Origin of the sequence: Massilia arenae (genome assembly GCF_008014745.1) — a bacterium.
GTDB classification, from domain to species: Bacteria; Pseudomonadota; Gammaproteobacteria; order Burkholderiales; family Burkholderiaceae_D; genus Telluria; species Telluria arenae.
In genome coordinates, this window is record NZ_VPFD01000002.1 from 100,431 (window position 1) to 116,947 (window position 16,517).

11 protein-coding genes are annotated in these 16,517 nt (G+C 61.4%); 8 read left to right on the forward strand and 3 right to left on the reverse strand.

What is annotated here, in order from left to right; genetic code table 11:
• The first annotated feature begins 135 nt into the window (after positions 1 to 135).
• The 5 genes from FVD38_RS01875 (at position 136) to FVD38_RS01895 (ending at position 7,426) form a co-directional block, all read left to right on the forward strand.
• The gene (locus tag FVD38_RS01875; protein ID WP_147933280.1) at positions 136 to 1,548 is read left to right on the forward strand and encodes an IgA Peptidase M64; all 1,413 of its coding nucleotides are present in this window, start codon (positions 136 to 138) and stop codon (positions 1,546 to 1,548) included.
• Positions 1,549 to 1,694: 146 nt separating this feature from the next.
• Positions 1,695 to 2,189: a hypothetical protein gene (locus tag FVD38_RS01880; RefSeq protein WP_147933281.1), complete on the forward strand. Its 495-nt coding sequence runs from the start codon at positions 1,695 to 1,697 to the stop codon at positions 2,187 to 2,189.
• Positions 2,190 to 2,364: 175 nt separating this feature from the next.
• Positions 2,365 to 5,310: a type VI secretion system Vgr family protein gene (locus FVD38_RS01885; RefSeq protein WP_147933282.1), complete on the forward strand. Its 2,946-nt coding sequence runs from the start codon at positions 2,365 to 2,367 to the stop codon at positions 5,308 to 5,310.
• Positions 5,307 to 6,704, forward strand: coding sequence for a hypothetical protein (locus FVD38_RS01890; RefSeq protein ID WP_147933283.1), 1,398 nt, complete (start codon positions 5,307 to 5,309; stop codon positions 6,702 to 6,704). The genes FVD38_RS01885 and FVD38_RS01890 overlap by 4 nt, the downstream gene beginning before the upstream one ends.
• A complete protein-coding gene (locus tag FVD38_RS01895) occupies positions 6,701 to 7,426 on the forward strand; it encodes a hypothetical protein (RefSeq protein ID WP_147933284.1) in 726 nt (241 codons plus the stop codon). Before FVD38_RS01890 ends, FVD38_RS01895 begins: the two co-directional genes overlap by 4 nt.
• A 101-nt stretch (positions 7,427 to 7,527) precedes the next feature.
• Here the strand turns inward: FVD38_RS01895 and parC are convergent, their stop codons facing one another.
• Positions 7,528 to 9,855, reverse strand: coding sequence for a DNA topoisomerase IV subunit A (gene parC / locus FVD38_RS01900; RefSeq protein WP_147933285.1), 2,328 nt, complete (start codon positions 9,853 to 9,855; stop codon positions 7,528 to 7,530).
• A gap of 150 nt (positions 9,856 to 10,005) precedes the next feature.
• The gene (locus FVD38_RS01905; protein ID WP_147933286.1) at positions 10,006 to 12,000 is read right to left on the reverse strand and encodes a DNA topoisomerase IV subunit B; all 1,995 of its coding nucleotides are present in this window, start codon (positions 11,998 to 12,000) and stop codon (positions 10,006 to 10,008) included.
• A 172-nt stretch (positions 12,001 to 12,172) separates the two neighbouring features.
• Here FVD38_RS01905 and FVD38_RS01910 point away from each other — a divergent pair, with 172 nt between their 5' ends.
• From FVD38_RS01910 to FVD38_RS01920, 3 genes are all read left to right on the forward strand, one after another.
• A complete protein-coding gene (locus tag FVD38_RS01910) occupies positions 12,173 to 13,009 on the forward strand; it encodes a response regulator (RefSeq protein WP_147933287.1) in 837 nt (278 codons plus the stop codon).
• 66 nt (positions 13,010 to 13,075) lie between these two features.
• Positions 13,076 to 14,077 carry a gamma-glutamyl-gamma-aminobutyrate hydrolase family protein gene (locus tag FVD38_RS01915; protein ID WP_147933288.1) on the forward strand — a complete coding sequence of 334 codons (1,002 nt, stop codon included), beginning with the start codon at positions 13,076 to 13,078 and terminating at the stop codon, positions 14,075 to 14,077.
• A gap of 184 nt (positions 14,078 to 14,261) precedes the next feature.
• Positions 14,262 to 14,600 carry a hypothetical protein gene (locus tag FVD38_RS01920; protein ID WP_147933289.1) on the forward strand — a complete coding sequence of 113 codons (339 nt, stop codon included), beginning with the start codon at positions 14,262 to 14,264 and terminating at the stop codon, positions 14,598 to 14,600.
• Here the strand turns inward: FVD38_RS01920 and FVD38_RS01925 are convergent.
• On the reverse strand, positions 14,597 to 16,498 hold the full coding sequence (locus FVD38_RS01925) for a M61 family metallopeptidase (protein WP_147933290.1): 1,902 nt from the start codon (positions 16,496 to 16,498) through the stop codon (positions 14,597 to 14,599). The genes FVD38_RS01920 and FVD38_RS01925 overlap by 4 nt on opposite strands.
• Positions 16,499 to 16,517 lie beyond the last annotated feature (19 nt).

Below are 16,517 nucleotides of genomic sequence, written 5' to 3' on the forward strand. Positions count from 1 at the left end.
ATAGAGAGGATCGATCGATTCTGGCGGCGGCACTTTCCCGCGTCAATGCGCCATGCATGGCGGCCGAAAAAGACGGACTGTCGCGGCGGTGGATGCCAGGCTTACAATATCCCGATCTACTTTCAAGGAATCGCAATGCGCCCGTTCCACTACTTCGTCGCGCTGCTGTTTGGCGTACTTGCCTCCATCGCCAACGCTGCCCAGCCGGCTACCGTGCGTCTCGACTACACCCACAGCGGCAATGCACTCTCCGACCAATACGCGATCGAGCGCGTGGTGATCGAGCCGCTTTCCTGGCCGGGCAGCATGGCGCGCAATCTCGACGACACCAACCGTGGCCAGAACCGCGTGGAGGTGGTCGATGCCAAGACCGGCGACCTGCTGTACTCGCGCGGTTTCTCGACCGTGTTCGGCGAGTGGCGCACCACGGAGGAGGCGAACCGGATCAGCCGTTCGTTCCAGGAATCGGTGCGCTTTCCGCAGTTCGAGCAGCCGGTACGGGTGCGCATCCTCAAGCGCGACGAGCGCAACGGGTTCTCGGTGGCCTGGAGCATCGAGGTCGATCCGAATGCGCAGGACGTCATCCGGCGCCAGCCGCCGGCCCTGGCGAAACCGATCGCGATCCACTCCAGCGGACCGTCGCCCGACAAGGTCGACCTCCTGATCCTGGGCGACGGCTATACGCAGAAAGACATGAAGAAGTTCGAGCAGGATGCGCGCCGCCTGACGAAGCATCTGTTCACGGTGTCGCCATTCCGTGAGCGCGCGAAGGATTTCAATGTGTGGGCGATGGCGGTGCCGACCGAACAATCGGGCATCAGCCGCCCGTCGACCGGCGTGCACAATCCGTCCGCGCTGGGCACGCGCTACGACATCTTCGGCAGCGAACGCTATGTGCTCACGCTCGACAACCGCGCGCTGCGCGACATCGCCCAGCACGCGGCGTATGAATTCATCGAGATCCTGGTGAACAACGAGACCTATGGCGGGGGCGGCATCTTCGGCCAGTTCAGCACCGCGGCGGCCGGCAACGATTGGGCCGACTACCTGTTCGTGCACGAATTTGGCCACCACTTCGCCGGCCTGGCCGACGAGTACTACACCTCGCCCGTGGCCTATCAATCGGCCAGCGGCCGCATGGAACCGTGGGAGCCGAACGTCACCGCGCTGCGCGATCCCGCCAAGCTCAAATGGAAGCATCACGTGAAGGACGGCACGCCGCTGCCGACGCCGTGGCCCAAGGCGCAGTATGAGGAAGAGTCGCGCGCCTACCAGAAGAAGCGCGCCGCGCTGCGCGCCGAGAATCGTCCGGAATCCGAGATGAGCGCCTTGTTCCATGAAGACCTGAAGCGTACCAACGCATTGTTTGCGCAGCAGCCGCACCGGCATGCGATCGGCGCCTTCGAAGGCGCCAACTATGAGGCCAGCGGCTACTACCGGCCGGCGATGCAATGCCTGATGTTCGACCGCAGCGACAAGTTCTGTCCGGTGTGCCAGGATGGCATCGGCGACATCATCGATCTCTATGCGGGCCCTGTTCAGCGGTAATCTTTGCTTACAACTCTGACAATTTGACTGTGGGCTGTCTAACAGACCCGGCGCTGCGATCGGCTTATTCTGGAATCACTGAAGAACAACAACGACTGCACAGGCAAGCTGATCTGCGCAGAGACCAACCAGAAAGGAAACACATCATGAACAAACTGATCGCTACCCTCATCGCCGGCCTGATGGCTACCGCTGCTCACGCTCAAACCACCGCGCCAGCGACCACCGCTGCCGACAACCGCATCGTCAAGGCGGAAGCCAATGCCGAGAAAGACGTGATCAAGGCGGAACAGAAAGAAATCAAGACCGCCGTCAAAGCGGACGAGAAAGTGAACAAGACCATGGCTAAGGCCGCCGAGACCAAGTCGAAGGCCCACGCCAACCTGGTGGAGTCGCACACCGACGCAGCTGCGAATGTGGCCAAGGCCGATCCGGAAGATCGCGCCAAGGCGATGGCCAAGGCTGAAGGGAAAGTGGCTGACGCCAATCTGAAAGCCGAGAAGAAAATGATCAAGGCCGACGAGAAAGTGCTGAAGGCACAAGTCGATGCGGCAGCCGACAAGGCCACCGCTGCAGCCAAGACCGAACAGGTTCGTGCTGAAGCACAAGCCGACGTGCACAAGGCTGCTGCCCGTAACTAAGCACTGAGTTGATACCGCGCCTTCGGGCGCATGAGCCCCAAAGCCGGATGACGGTTTTGGGGCTTTTTTCATTGTTGTTGCGAGAGCAGCGTTTTGTTGGAAGGCCTGCGGCAGCGCAAGTCATCGGTTTCGGAGTGGGTATCCAATCAGGTGTCCGATTCCTCCAGGAACTGTCATGCTTGCAAAGGCCACCTCGCTATTTCAGCACTTTACACAATCTCGCAGGCTGCTGCGATTGCACACGCCCCTGGGATCGGATGCGTTGCTGGCCGAATGCGTGCGTGGGGAAGAGGCGCTCGGTGAAAACTATGTGTTCACGATCAGCGCCTTGTCCGAGGATGCCGGCCTGTCCCTACGGCGATTGCTTGGCCAGCCTGCGCTGCTCGAGTTGGAGACGACCAGTAGCGGGCCCAGGCATTTTCATGGCCATCTGACTTCGGTCGATATCAATGGCGCGAATGGCGGGATGGCGCGCTACACCCTGGTGCTGCAGCCATGGTGCGCATTCCTGGAACATGGGCGGGATAGCCGGATATTCCAGGACAAGAATGTGTTCGACATCCTCGACGCTGTCTTTCGTGCCTGGCAAGGCCGGGAAACCTTGACGCCGGCATGGCGCTTCGATATCGCGGACAGGAGCATGTATCCCGTCCGCAGCCTGAGCACGCAGTATCAGGAAAGCGACTGGGCATTCGCGCAGCGCCTGATGAGCGAGGAGGGATTGTTCTACTACTTCGAACATCAGGGCGACGCGGGCAGCCGTGGCCTGGGTATTCATCAACTGGTGATCGCGGATCACAACGGCGCATTCAAGACGAATACCCAGGCGGAAGTCCGGTTCACCCGACCAGGCGCGGTCATGCGCGAGGACAGCATGGATCGCTGGCGCCACGAGGCACGCCTGCTCGCCACCGGCGTGGCCATGCAGAGCTGGGACTATCGCTCGGGCGGCAAGCGTCTGGTTTCGTCCGAAGGGATGCAAGCGGGCCCGATCGGCATGGTCAGCAGCGATGCGCCTGGACAGTATGCCTATCCTAGCCGCGACCGGGGACAGCGTATCGCCGACAACCAGATGGAAGCGCTGGAAACCCGCAGCGAATGCTTCGTCGGCGCCGGAACCGTGCGCACGATGGCGCCGGGGACGGTGTTTGCGTTGACCGGTCATGCCTGCCACGACAGGGAAACCGGGCGCGACGCGCGCCGTTTCATCGTGACGCGGGTGCGTCATCTGATGCACAACAACCTGACTGCGCAGATGCAGGCTGGGATAGTCCAGGCGGTCGGCAATTCCCATCTGGCCGAGACCATCGCCGCGGAGCAGAAGGGCAGCCTGCATGCGGTTGGACAGCATGTCGGGAAGCGGCCGGTCTACCGGAACCGCATCGATGCGATCCGGGCGCAGGTGGCTTATCGAAGCAGTCGCAGCGACGGGCAGGGCCTGTTGCTGCATCCGCGCCCGACGATCCAGGGACAGCAGACGGCCATCGTGGTCGGGCCACGCGGCAGTGTGATTCATACGGATCGGGATCATCGGGTCAAGATCCAGTTTCACTGGCAGCGGGGCCGGGCAGGGCAGCCGAGTCACAGCCGTCTTGAGCATCCTGCTCCCGATGGCCATGTTGGCGCGCCCGGAGACGATACCGCCGGCACCTGGGTACGCGTGCTCGCCGGGCTGGCAACGGTGGCCGGGCCCAATTGGGGCGGTCATGCGGTGCCGCGCGTGGGACAGGAGGTGCTGGTCGATTTCCTGGATGGCGACATCGACCGGCCGGTCATCGTGGGTGCGCTGTACAACGGGCGCGGAACCGTCGATGCCCAGCATAACCAGGCCATGCACGGGCCGGGGGCGTCGACCGGGAATGCGCCAGCCTGGTTCGCCGGCGAGGAAGGCGTGCATGGTCATCCTGCCGTCTTGTCCGGCTTTAAAAGCCAGGCGATGGGGGCGAGCCAGGAGGGACAGGGAGCGTATAGCCAGCTCGTGTTCGACGACAGTACGTCGCAGGCGAGACTGAGCTTGCAGCGGCACGCTGCCGGCCATCGCGACAGCGATGAGCTCAGCCTGGGGCATCTGCGGCACCAGACCGATAACCAGCGCCTGCAGACTGTGGGGCTTGGTTGCGAACTGAAGACCGGGAATGCGGCGGCATTGCGGGCCGGAGGCGGGATGTTGCTGTCGACGGATGGTTCGCGCATGGCACAGATGGATTCTAGTGCGGCGCTGGCGCAGCTTGGTGAGAGCGAGAGTTTACAGCGGGCGTTGGCGTCGACTGCGCAGCAGCATCTCGCGGTGCTCAAGGTTGCTGGTGAGGATGCCCAAGCTGGGCAGAACGACTTGCCGGCGATCGCGCAGCTTGCGCATACGGTCGAGGTTCTCAACGGTTTAGCGGGCGATGAGTCGGGGCGGGGACAGGCCACGGCCTATCGGGAGCCACATCTTCAGCTGTCCAGTCCAAAGGGGATCGTCGCTGCGACGCCCGCGAATGCGGTGTTTTCCGCGGGATTTACCTCGAACATCAGCGCTGGACAGGATATCAATTTCGCGGCGCAGGGCGCGTGGCATCACGTCACGGCGAGCGGCATCAGTCTGTTCACGTATGGGAAGGCGAGCAACGGCAGCAAGCCCAATCAGGAGACCGGGATCAAATTGCACGCTGCCAGCGGCAAGGTCAGTAGCCAGAGCCAGTCGGATGCGACGCGGATTACGGCCGACAAGACGATTACCGTTGCCAGCGTCTCGAAGACGGTATCGGCGTCGGCGAAGACGCATTTGTTGATGACCGCGCAGGGGGCGATGCTCAAGCTTGAAGGGGGCAACATCATGTTGCATGCGCCTGGGAAGGTGGAGTTCAAGGCGGGCAAGAAAGTGCTGGGCGGCCCTGTCAGCGTTCCAAGTAAAGAGATCGCTGAAAAGATCAGCGAGTTGAATATCAAACGCGATCTTGCCATCGAATATGTGGATGCGGATGGCAATGTCCTTACAGATGAACCGATCAATCTCCATTTTAGTAGCCAACCTGCTAAGAGTGTCAATTTGGATTCCGGTGGTAGAACGGTGATCAAAAATGCTCCACTAGGTCCTTTTCGTGCTGATCAACCACGGCGTAAGCGAGAGATTAAATGACCAGTACTCGTACTCCATCAAAATCAGTCGCGGTACAGGAGCAGTGCATTGATCTTCCCGGAGAGACAGTTCGTTGCTGGCGCTCGCGTGACAACCTTAGAGTAATTCTAAGGAAACATCGTGATGTCTTTTTTGACATCAATCTTAAGCCAGGAGCGACCTACACAGTCGAGGCTATGTCTGATTTTTATTCTCCGCAAACTAAAAGGCTTGTAAAAAAGGTTGATTTTAAGGATGGGGAGCGTTTGCACCTGTGGGTCGGGCGTGGATTCGAGGGTGGTCTGGTTTTGAAGCAAGGGACGTCGGTTATCGGTGAATTTACGGTTTCGGTACTCGATGCGCAAAACTATGGTCCAGATCCAAAAATAAAGCCAGAGCCTCTAATGATCATCCTGGGTAGCCGAGAAATGCCGAATTCTATCTTTCGTCAACTTGATGATCCGTATGGTGTATTGAAAATTCGGAATTTCTTCAATCCTCAATACGATCCAAAGGTAGCGATTTTACGTGATTATGGAGCCAGGCACGAATATAGTTGCACAAGGGAGGATCCGGAAATAAGCGATTATGTTTGTGTGACCGAAGCAGTTAGTAGTGATTTGCAGGAGCAAGCATTGCAGAAGCTGGAAGATGGCAATCCGGTGGAAGGTGGTGTCAGTCAAATTTTCATTGCCCCCACAAGTAACCGGGCGCCATCTGGTTTATATGCGGCACTTGCCGCCACCATTTCAAATATTTCTGGGAATGAACATTTAACTTCCAACTGGTTTAAAGAGAGTGCGGGGTATTTGCAAGAAAATTGGCGATCCTTGGATAAAATCCTTATGCGAGTACGGGTGGAAAAGAAGGCAAAGGGAAAGTATAGGGTAATCTTTCGAGGGCGCCCTTTAAGTAAGATTGCTGCTCAAGCAATAGGGGGAAGTGCTCAAGTGAAGAAAGCTTTTCATAGCGCACCAATGGGCACCGGAAAAAGCGCGTTCCTAGATGGCGGTTTCGCTCGGGACGGCAAATCGGGTTATGGTGGAATGAAGCGAATGATACTGACATCCTCAGAGAATTTTCGCGGAGGAATGAAGATTCAAATCATCGGTACCGTGATTGACATCATTGGTGATGTGAACGATGTCTATTTCAAGGAAGAGGGGAGCAGGGACCTGTCTGAATTTCTCGGTCGCGCAGGAGTATCGATAGCGAAGGCTGGAGCAACGGCAGTGATCGGTAGTGCGATTGCAGCGTTGGCGGTAGCCGGGGTGGCTTTATTTTTCACTGCAGGAATGCCAGTGGTGTTAGGGGTTATGATTGTAGTCGGAGGTTATATTCTGGCGGCAACAATTGTAGATATAATTGATAGTCATTTTGGAATCAAAGAATCGGTTGCGGAGCGGGCGAGATGATTCGTGATATATCCCGTAAAACCTTGGGCCTCTCGTTTTTTCTTTTGACGATAGGGACGGCGGGCGGGTGGGCGATGGTGTCGTCAATAGCTGGTGATAAAGCCGCGTTCAATTTTCTGATAATTGGATCTTTAATTCAGATAATAATTTTTATATCGCAGCTATCTGTTTTTCTGTATATGCGCAAAAGAATAGTCTTCCAATTGATCTTTTTGGCTATGTGCGGACTTTCGTTGGCTTGGTTTATGTTTTCCCTTGTTAGCCCAATTCTCTGGCTAAATGTAATTGATAATAAAATTAAATCACTTATTCTTGTGGTATTGTTAATCCTAATCGCCAGCAATGTCGTGGAATCTTTTAGAGTTTTTGAAAAGATATGGAATGGGCTGGAGGCCAGTGTGCGAATAAAGAGGCTTGGCGTGATAGGCGATACAATAAATTGGGATAAGCTGATCAACTCCATGAGGCTTGAGGCGGATATGTATATTCCAGGATTTTCTCGCGGGTTTTCACTGGTGATTTCGATTCTCATGCTCGTCTTCATGGTGTTGGGTTTTAATTTAAGGCATGTATATCCAGTATTTAGTGCATTTGCTTGGGGTATTCCGTCTGCGCTGATGGTTGCCTATTTGTTTCAGTTAATTGGGTTGAATTTAGCGCAGGCCAATAAGGTAAGGATGTTGGAAAAAGAATATAAAGTGATATTTCGGCAAAAGATGTGATGGGTCGTAAGGGAGGTTGGAGATTTCTTGAACTCGTAAAAACGCCGGCATTAGCCGGCGTTGTCAAATTTAGCGTGAAGCCTGAGCCATCAAAACCACGCTTAAGTCACTTCAGCCGCCCGCATCGCCAAATCCTGCGCCTTCAACCTCGCCGACAACGCCTTGCCCTTGCGCGCCCGCTTCCCAAAGTGCGGCTCCAGCCCCGATGCAAACAGTTCCACCGTCCGCGCCTTGCCCTCAGCCCAGGTGCCAACCACATTCACACCCTTCTGGTTGATCGGCTGCGCCGCCAGCATCTTCTCTTTCGGCTCCAGCTCCATCAGGATCACACCGCGACCGCCATTGGTCAGCACCTTCATCTCGTCGATGCCGAACACCAGCACGCGGCCTTTCTCCGACAGGCAGGCAACCGCGCCGGCGGTGTCGCTAACGACCCGCGGCGGCAGCGGCGCGGCACCTTCGTTCAGGGTAATGAACGACTTGCCACCCTTCAGGCGGCTGACCATATCCCCGGCCTTGGTAATGAACCCGAACGCATCCGAGGTCGAGATCAACAGGCGCGTCTCCGGATTGCCCGCGAAGTAGTGCAGGATCCGTATGCCGCCCGACAAATCGACCAAGGTGGTAATCGGCACGCCGTCTCCGCGCGCACCAGGCAGCGCATTCACCGGCACCGAATACACCTTGCCGTTGTCGCCAATACCCAGCAGATGATCGACCGTGCGGCACTCGAAGGCCTTATACAGCGAGTCGCCGGCCTTGAAGGTGAACTGCGCCGGATCGTGTCCGATGCCGGTACGCGCGCGCACCCAGCCTTTTTCCGACACGATCACGGTCACCGGCTCGTCGATGACCTTCTGCTCGGCCACCGCGCGCTGTGCTTCCTCGATGATGGTGCGGCGGTCGTCGCCGTACTGCTTGGCGTCCGCTTCGATCTCGCGAATGATCAAACGTTTCATCGACGACGGATTCTCGAGGATGTCCTCGAGCTTCTCTTTATCGCTGCGCAGTTCGGCCAGCTCTTGCTGGATCTTGATCGCTTCCAGGCGCGCCAGCTGGCGCAGGCGGATCTCGAGGATGTCCTCGGCCTGGCGGTCGCTCAGGCGGAATTCCTCGATTAGCGCCGCCTTCGGCTCATCCGAATTGCGGATGATGGCGATCACCTTGTCGATGTTCAGCAGGACGGTCTCGCGGCCTTCCAGGATGTGGATGCGGTCGTTGACCTTGCCCAGCTTGAATTCGGTACGGCGCCTGACGGTAGTGAATCGATAATCGATCCATTCCTGGATGATCGTGCCCAGGCCCTTCTGGCGCGGACGGCCGTCGCCGCCGATCATCACCATATTGATCGGTGCCGAGCTCTCGAGCGAGGTATGAGCGAGCAGCATCAGCATGAATTCGTTCTGGTCGACGTTCTTCGACTTCGGCTCGAACACCAGCCGCACCGCGGCTTCGCGGCCCGATTCGTCGCGCACCGCGTCGAGCGCGCCCAGGATCGTGTTTTTCAGCGCCAGCTGCTCGGGCAGCAGCGCCTTCTTGCCGGTCTTGACCTTGGGGTTGGTCAGTTCTTCGATTTCTTCCAGCACGCGCTGCGACGAGCAGCCCGGCGGCAGTTCGTACACAACCGCCTGCCACTGGCCGCGCGCCAGCTCTTCGATCTTCCAGCGCGCGCGCACCTTCATCGAGCCGCGGCCGACCGCGTACATGTCGGCGATCTGCGAGGCCGGGGTGATGATCTGGCCGCCGCCCGGGAAGTCCGGGCCGGGGATCAGGGTCATCAGCTCGGCGTGGGTGATCTTGGGATTGCGGATCATCGCCACCGCCGCCGCCGCGACCTCGCGCAGATTGTGCGACGGGATCTCGGTGGCCAGGCCGACCGCGATGCCAGAGGCGCCGTTGAGCAGCACCATCGGCAGGCGTGCCGGCAGCGTGCGCGGTTCGGTGGTCGAACCGTCGTAGTTCGGTTGCGAGTCGACCGTGCCCATGTCGATCTCGTCCATCAGCAGGCGCGAGATCGGAGTCAGGCGGGCTTCGGTATATCGCATCGCCGCGGCGCCGTCGCCGTCGCGCGAGCCGAAGTTACCCTGGCCGTCGATCAGCGGGTAGCGCAGCGAAAAGTCCTGCGCCATGCGCACCAGCGCGTCGTACACCGACTGGTCGCCGTGCGGGTGTAGTTTACCGAGCACGTCGCCGACCACCGCGGCCGACTTGCGCGGCTTGGCGGTCGGGCCCAGGCCCAGTTCGTTCATCGCGTACAGGATGCGGCGCTGGACCGGCTTCTGGCCGTCCGACACGTCGGGCAGCGCACGGCCCTTGACCACCGAGACGGCGTAGTCGAGGTAGGCGCGCTCGGCGAAGGTGGACAGGGTGAGCGTCTCGACGTCCGAGGGCTCGTGTTGTTGTTCAAAGAGACTTGGTTGATTCGTCATGATGTTGTTCGTGTTCTAGTGGGCGTTGGGGACTGCGGTGCTGACTTAGGTCCCCGCCTGCGCGGGGACGACGTGTTCGGGCCACTGGCCGAAAGACCGTCGTTCCCGCGCAGGCGGGAACCAAAGTCAGCTAACAAACCACTAACCTCATCAGATATCCGCCTCCGTCTCATTGCCGTGTTCCTCGATCCAGGCACGGCGCGCCGCGGCTTCGCCTTTGCCCATCAGCATATTGAAGCGCGAGGCCGATTCGGCGTGGTCGTACTGGCCGAAGGCCACCGGCAGCAGGCGGCGCGTGTCCGGGTTCATGGTGGTTTCCCACAGCTGCTCGGCGTTCATCTCGCCCAGGCCCTTGAAGCGCGAGATGCTCCACACGCCTTCCTTCAGGCCTTCTTTCTTGAGCTTGTCCTCGATCGCCAGCAGTTCGCCGTCGTCCAGCGCATACAGCTTCTGGATCGGCTTCTTGCCGCGCGCCGGCACGTCGACCCGATACAGCGGCGGACGCGCGATGCAGATATTGCCGTTGCCGAACAGGGCAGGGAAGTGCTTGAAGAACAGCGTCAGCAGCAGCACCTGGATGTGCGAGCCGTCGACGTCCGCATCGGACAGGATGCAGATCTTGCCGTAGCGCAGACCCGACAGGTCGGGCGAGTCGCCGACGCCATGCGGATCGACGCCGATCGCCACCGAGATATCGTGGATCTCGTTGTTGGCGAACAGGCGATCGCGGTCGGTTTCCCAGGAGTTGAGCACCTTGCCGCGCAGCGGCAGGATGGCCTGGAATTCCTTGTCGCGGCCCATCTTGGCCGAGCCGCCGGCCGAGTCGCCCTCGACCAGGAACAGCTCGTTGCGGGTGATATCGGTCGATTCGCAATCGGTCAGCTTGCCCGGCAACACCGCCACGCCGGACGATTTCTTCTTCTCGACTTTTTGCAGCGAACGCAGGCGCGACTGGGCCTGCTTGATGACCAGTTCGGCCAGCTTCTTGCCGTATTCGACGTGCTGGTTCAGCCACAGCTCGAGCGGCGGTTTGGTAAACGTCGACACCAGCTTGAGCGCGTCGCGCGAGTTCAGGCGTTCCTTGGTCTGGCCCTGGAATTGCGGGTCCAGCACCTTGGCCGACAGCACGAACGAGACGCGTGCGAACACGTCTTCGGGCAGCAGCTTGACGCCCTTCGGCAGCAGGCCGTGCAGCTCGACGAAGTTCTTCACCGCGCCGAACAGGCCGTCGCGCAGGCCAGCTTCGTGGGTGCCGCCGCTCACGGTCGGAATCAGGTTGACGTAGGACTCGCGCACCACGCCGCCTTCCTCGGTCCAGGCCACGACCCAGTCGGCGCCTTCGCCCTCGGCGAAGCTGTCGTCGCCGGCGGCGGCAAATTGCGCGCCTTCGAACAGCGGGATCAGGGTCTCGCCGTTGGAGCTCTGGGCCAGCGCTTCGTTCAGGTAGCCGCGCAGGCCTTCGTCGTAGCGCCAGGTCTGGACCTCGCCCTTGACGTTGGTGAGCGTGACCGTCACCCCCGGCAGCAGCACCGCCTTCGAGCGCAGCAGGCGCTGCAGGTCGCCCAGCGGGATGTTCGGGGAATCGAAATATTTACCGTCCGGCCAGGCGGTGACGCGGGTGCCGTTCTTCTTGCCGCCACGTTCGGCAGGGCTGGAAGTGAGCGGCTCGATCACGTCGCCATTGGCAAATACCAGCTTGTGCTGGCCGTTGCCCTGGTCGTCCTTGCGCCACACCTCGATCTCGAGGCGCTTCGACAGCGCATTGGTGACCGAGACGCCGACCCCGTGCAGGCCGCCCGAGAAGGCGTAGGCGCCGCCCGAGCCCTTGTCGAACTTGCCGCCGGCGTGCAGGCGGGTGAACACGATCTCGACCGTGGACACGCCTTCTTCCGGGTGGATGCCGACCGGGATGCCGCGGCCGTCGTCCTCGACCGTGATCGAACCGTCAGGGTTCAGGGTCACGCCGATATTCTTGCAGTGACCGCCCAGCGCTTCGTCGGAGGCGTTGTCGATCACTTCCTGGATGATGTGGAGCGGATTCTCCGTCCGGGTGTACATGCCCGGACGCTGTTTCACAGGTTCGAGTCCCTTGAGGACGCGGATGGATGATTCGCTGTAGTCTGGAGCGGGTTTCTTGGAGGCCATCTTGAAGATTGATTGTCGAATGCTCCGGCATTCTAACTTGTCGGGAGGAAAAGGTTAGGCTTTTTTACTGTTTAAATATACAGTAGTTTGCGCTGTGACGTGCTTTTCGCTTCGCACGTTTGTGCTAGATTAAGCCAGATAATCACGGCAATGTCAGGGAGGGGCGTTACCGATGCACTTGTCCAGCTATCCGTTCACCATTCGCCTGATCGGGTTTACCCCGGCTGAAAGCGCGCGGCTCGAAGCCCTGCTAGCGCGGGCGCCGGGCGTGGGGCCGTCGTATTCTTGCCTGCATGACGATAGTTTGCAAGAGCCGGACCTGTATATCGCCAACGGCGACAGCCCGACCGCGCTGACCCGGCTCGGCTGCCTGCCGCCGGGATCGCTGCAGCCGGCGCTGGTGATCGGCGACCCCGGCAACCCCGGCGCCGAACCCTGGCGCACCCTGGCACGGCCGATCGACCCCCTGCAACTGTATGAAGCCCTGGCCGAACTGCTCGATACCCGGGTCCAGGTGCTGGTGCAGCAGAGTACCCGCACCGTCCGGCGCGTGCTGGCCGAGCGGCGCCGCCGTCCGCGCCTGGCGCCGGACTGCGAAACGCCGGCATTCTACACGCGCCTGCGCCGTGGTCCCGTAGATGGGGCCGTCCTGATCGTCGACAAGGAGTGCAAGCTGCGTAACCAGGTGGCGCACGTGCTCGGCCCGCGCCGGGTACCGGTGGAATGGACCGACAGCCTGTGCGCGGCGGTGCGCCTGTGCGACGAAACTCCGGTATCGCTGGTGCTGATCAACACGGCGGCGGTCGGCATCGAACCGTATGAGGTATGCAGCTCGATCAAGTCGCAGGACGGCGCGCAGCGCACGCCGGTGGTGTTCCTGGTCGAGCAATCCTTTCACTACGACAGCGCGCGTGCGCGCCGCGCCGGGGCGCGCGGCCTGCTCACGACGCCGGTCGCCGGGCGCCACTGGATGCTGACCTTCCAGAAGCTGATGGATCTCCCGGTGTAGGGAGGACGCGACGTTTTGTAACAACTTTATATCGTGCGAAGCAATGGTGAAGTTATATTAATAACCATGGCTGAAGACGATCAAATCAAGCGCAATGATGATCCGACCGCGGACGTCGACGAGCGCCGCGAAACACGCGTGCGCGTGCCCGATCGCCGCGCAAGCGGCGGCCAGACCGCGCGCGGTCCTGCCCGCTACCTGCGCGATGGCGACAATGCCGTGGCCCTGGCCGGCCGGGTCATCACCTCGCGTTTCCGCTCGCTGCGCGAACGCTTCAACCGCGATTTCATGCAGCGCACGCTGCACATTGGCGTCTCGGCCCGCATTTTTCATCCTGCCACCGGCGCCAAGGGGCTGCTCAGCAAGAACCTGCAGTATCTCGAGGAATCGATCGCCCAGTGGGTGATGTCGCGCGACGTGCTGGTATTCATGATCCCTACCGTGAATACGAACGGCCTGCTACACCCCAGCAACATCACCCTGCGCCACTATGCGCGCCACCTCGACGGCCTGGTGCTGCAGGGCGGGGCCGACGTGGCGCCGCAAACCTATTCCGAAACCCCGACCAAGCCCGAGTGGAGCGGCGACCGCGCGCGCGATGTGTATGAGCTCGAACTGCTGCACGAATTCGTCGACGCCGGCAAACCGGTGCTGGGCGTGTGCCGCGGTTGCCAGCTGATCAACGTCGCCTTCGGCGGCACCTTGCACCAGGACGTCGCCACCGACATGCCCGAGGCCCTGCCGCACGTGCACGATGTGTATGACGCGCACCGCCACGCCATCGTCTTCCCCAAGGGCTCCTCGCTGGGCCGCATGTTCCCCAAGGTCGAGCGGGCCATGGTGAACTCGATCCACCACCAGGCGGTCAAGGATCTCGGGCGCGACATCCGCATCGAAGCCATGTCCGAGCCGGACGGCATCATCGAGGCGATCCGCTACCAGCGCGCCAACTTCGTCATGGGCTTGCAGTGGCACCCCGAATTCCACCGCGCCGGCGGCGTCGACCTGCTCGATTGCACGCCGGTGCTCGACGAATTCCTGCGCGCGGCGCGTGAAACCCGGCTGTAATTTCTCGCAATAATTGCCTCAGAGAATCAGCTTTCGCACGACCTCAGCCGGCCCACGATTCGCTTTCCGAAAACGCTTGCTTTCGCCGCGTGACGCGTGAATAATGAAATGAGAATCATTCGCATCTTGTTGCCATTCACGTTACATCGTTGCGGACCGCAACCGCTTTTTGGGAGACGCTTGCATGACCATTTCCACCCCACACACGACGCCGTCGGAGCCGCGCAGCCAGGACGCGTTGCTGGTCGCTTCGCTCCTGCACCTGATGTCCAATTACACGACGCGCGGCGACGGCGAGCAGCCGTGCATCAAGCTGGCCTCGGTGATCGAGCGCCACCTGTGTGCGCTGTCGCGCCTGCCCAATATCGATCCCGTGCTGCGCGCCACCTGCGAACAGCTGGCCGACCAGTGGGCCGTCGTGGTCGACGCCAAGCTGCCGCCACCGGCGCCAACGCGCCAGCCCTTGCTGGCGCGCTTCATGAAAGGCGGCTGGGCCGGCAAGACCGCGCCGCTGGCCGGCTAACGCGGCTGCAGCAGCCCCTTCAGGCGATCGGCTTGGCTCGGAATACGTTCCAGGGCAGGGTAGCGCAAGCCGCCGTCATACACGACGGTGACCGCGCGCTTCTGCCGATCCAGCTCGATGGTGAGCACGATGCCGGCCAGATCGCGGCGCGACACCGCCGCGGCCAGGCGCTCGATGCTGAACGGCTCGCCTCCCACCTCCACCAGCGTGGCGCCCGGCGCCAGCCCGGCCTTGAAGGCGGGGCTGTTCCAGCCGACCGAGCGCACCACACCTTTGCCGTTCACGCCGATCCCGAGGCTGTAGCTGAAGTCGGGGACTCCTTCGCCCTGCAGGGCGCGCTCGACGTAGCGGCTCGGCGTCGGTTTGTAGACCAGCCGGTAGCCGGCGCGTTCCAGGCCGTCGAGCAGGCCTGCGTCGCTATTGCCGTGCACGCGCTGTTCGAGATAGCCGCGCCAGTCGAAGGGCGCCAGCTTCGACAAGGTGGCGCAGACGTCGTCGAAGGTGTAGTCCTTGCTGGTCTTGCCCTGCACGGCGAAGAACCTGGCGGCGAAGTCGTCCATGCCGAATTTACCCTGGCTGCGTTCGCGCAGGATGCCGTCGATGTCCAGCCAAAGCAACACACCTTCGGCGTAATAATCCTTGCGGCGCTGCCAGTCGGTCCAGCTGACGCCGACACCGCCCGGCATCGTGATCGAATCGAGCGCGCTGTCGCCGAGTGCCTTCCAGGCGCGGCCCGGACGGTTCGCCATCGCGGCCGCGTCCAGGGCCAGCGCGTCGAGCGTGTCCTGGAATCCGCGCAGGCCCGAGCGCGCGCCGATCACCCGCCCCCAGAACTCGGACTGTCCCTCGTACACCCACAGCAGCGTGCTTTGCATGGGCACGTTGGGCGTGGGCGTGCGATGGTCCGCGGGCTGGGCGAACTTGCCGTTCCAGGCGTGGATGTATTCGTGGGCAAACAGGTCGATTTCCGCGGCCGAGGCTTCGCGGTTGGCCAGGAAGTCCGGCGGCAGCGTGACCTCGGCCGAGCGGATGTGTTCCAGGCCGCCCGGTCCTGGCAGGCGGTCCGTCAGCGGCACCAGGTAGTCGAAGTGGGGGAAGGGCGCCTTGCCGAATACCCTGGCGGTCTGTTCGACGATGGCGCGCAGCGGCGCGTCCATCGCCGCTGCACCGGCAAGCTGCGCGGCCTCGCCGGCGAAATAAGTCACGCGTACCGGGACCGGGCCGCCGGCCACCGTGCGTTTCTCCACGTGGGGCGCGGCCAGCACGGGCGAGTCGAGCAGCAGGTCGAGCGGCGTCGGCGCGAAGGTGATCGTCGAGCCGGCGCGGCTTTGCTCCACCAGCGAGGTCCCGGCCACCAGTCCCTTGGGCAGGGTCAGCGAGGCCGCCACCGGGATGCGACTGGCAAACCAGCCGGCGGGATACAGGATCACGTTCTGCCACTGCAGGTTGATCACGTCGCGGTTGATATGGCTCATGTGGCCGAGCGGCGCCAGGAACTCGAATGTCACCTCCAGTTCGCGCACGCCGGCCGGCACCTGCACGTGGAAGGCATGCGCGTCGAGGGGATCGCGGCGCCATGCCAGGCGCTGCCCGCCGCCCTGGATCGCGAGGCCAGCCATGCGCTGGACCTGGATCGTCGGGCCGTGGCTGCCCCCGTCCCACCTCGGATACAGTAGGGTCAGCCGGCCCGCCGACTGCACCGGCACGCGCTGCTTGACGCGGACGATACGCTGCGTGGTGTCGCTGGCATCGACCTCGAGCTGCAAGGTGCCGGGGAAGGCGCGGTCGCGCGGCAGGGGGATGGTCGAGGCGGGCGCACTCCACGGGGCCGCAATCGACAGAGGGCTGGAGCACAGCAGGGCGGGAAGCAGTAGCAGGGTAGCGGTCAGTTTAACCATGTGAGCATGAATAATAAAA

What these genes read in the sequence shown, in the direction of transcription:
- FVD38_RS01910 (WP_147933287.1), top strand. Translation starts at nt 12,173, where the DNA reads ATGCACTTGTCCAGCTATCCGTTCACCATTCGCCTGATCGGGTTTACC.
- FVD38_RS01905 (WP_147933286.1), bottom strand. Translation starts at nt 12,000, where the DNA reads ATGGCCTCCAAGAAACCCGCTCCAGACTACAGCGAATCATCCATCCGC.
- FVD38_RS01885 (WP_147933282.1), top strand. Translation starts at nt 2,365, where the DNA reads ATGCTTGCAAAGGCCACCTCGCTATTTCAGCACTTTACACAATCTCGC.
- FVD38_RS01920 (WP_147933289.1), top strand. Translation starts at nt 14,262, where the DNA reads ATGACCATTTCCACCCCACACACGACGCCGTCGGAGCCGCGCAGCCAG.
- FVD38_RS01880 (WP_147933281.1), top strand. Translation starts at nt 1,695, where the DNA reads ATGAACAAACTGATCGCTACCCTCATCGCCGGCCTGATGGCTACCGCT.
- FVD38_RS01875 (WP_147933280.1), top strand. Translation starts at nt 136, where the DNA reads ATGCGCCCGTTCCACTACTTCGTCGCGCTGCTGTTTGGCGTACTTGCC.
- FVD38_RS01895 (WP_147933284.1), top strand. Translation starts at nt 6,701, where the DNA reads ATGATTCGTGATATATCCCGTAAAACCTTGGGCCTCTCGTTTTTTCTT.
- parC (WP_147933285.1), bottom strand. Translation starts at nt 9,855, where the DNA reads ATGACGAATCAACCAAGTCTCTTTGAACAACAACACGAGCCCTCGGAC.
- FVD38_RS01915 (WP_147933288.1), top strand. Translation starts at nt 13,076, where the DNA reads ATGGCTGAAGACGATCAAATCAAGCGCAATGATGATCCGACCGCGGAC.
- FVD38_RS01890 (WP_147933283.1), top strand. Translation starts at nt 5,307, where the DNA reads ATGACCAGTACTCGTACTCCATCAAAATCAGTCGCGGTACAGGAGCAG.
- FVD38_RS01925 (WP_147933290.1), bottom strand. Translation starts at nt 16,498, where the DNA reads ATGGTTAAACTGACCGCTACCCTGCTACTGCTTCCCGCCCTGCTGTGC.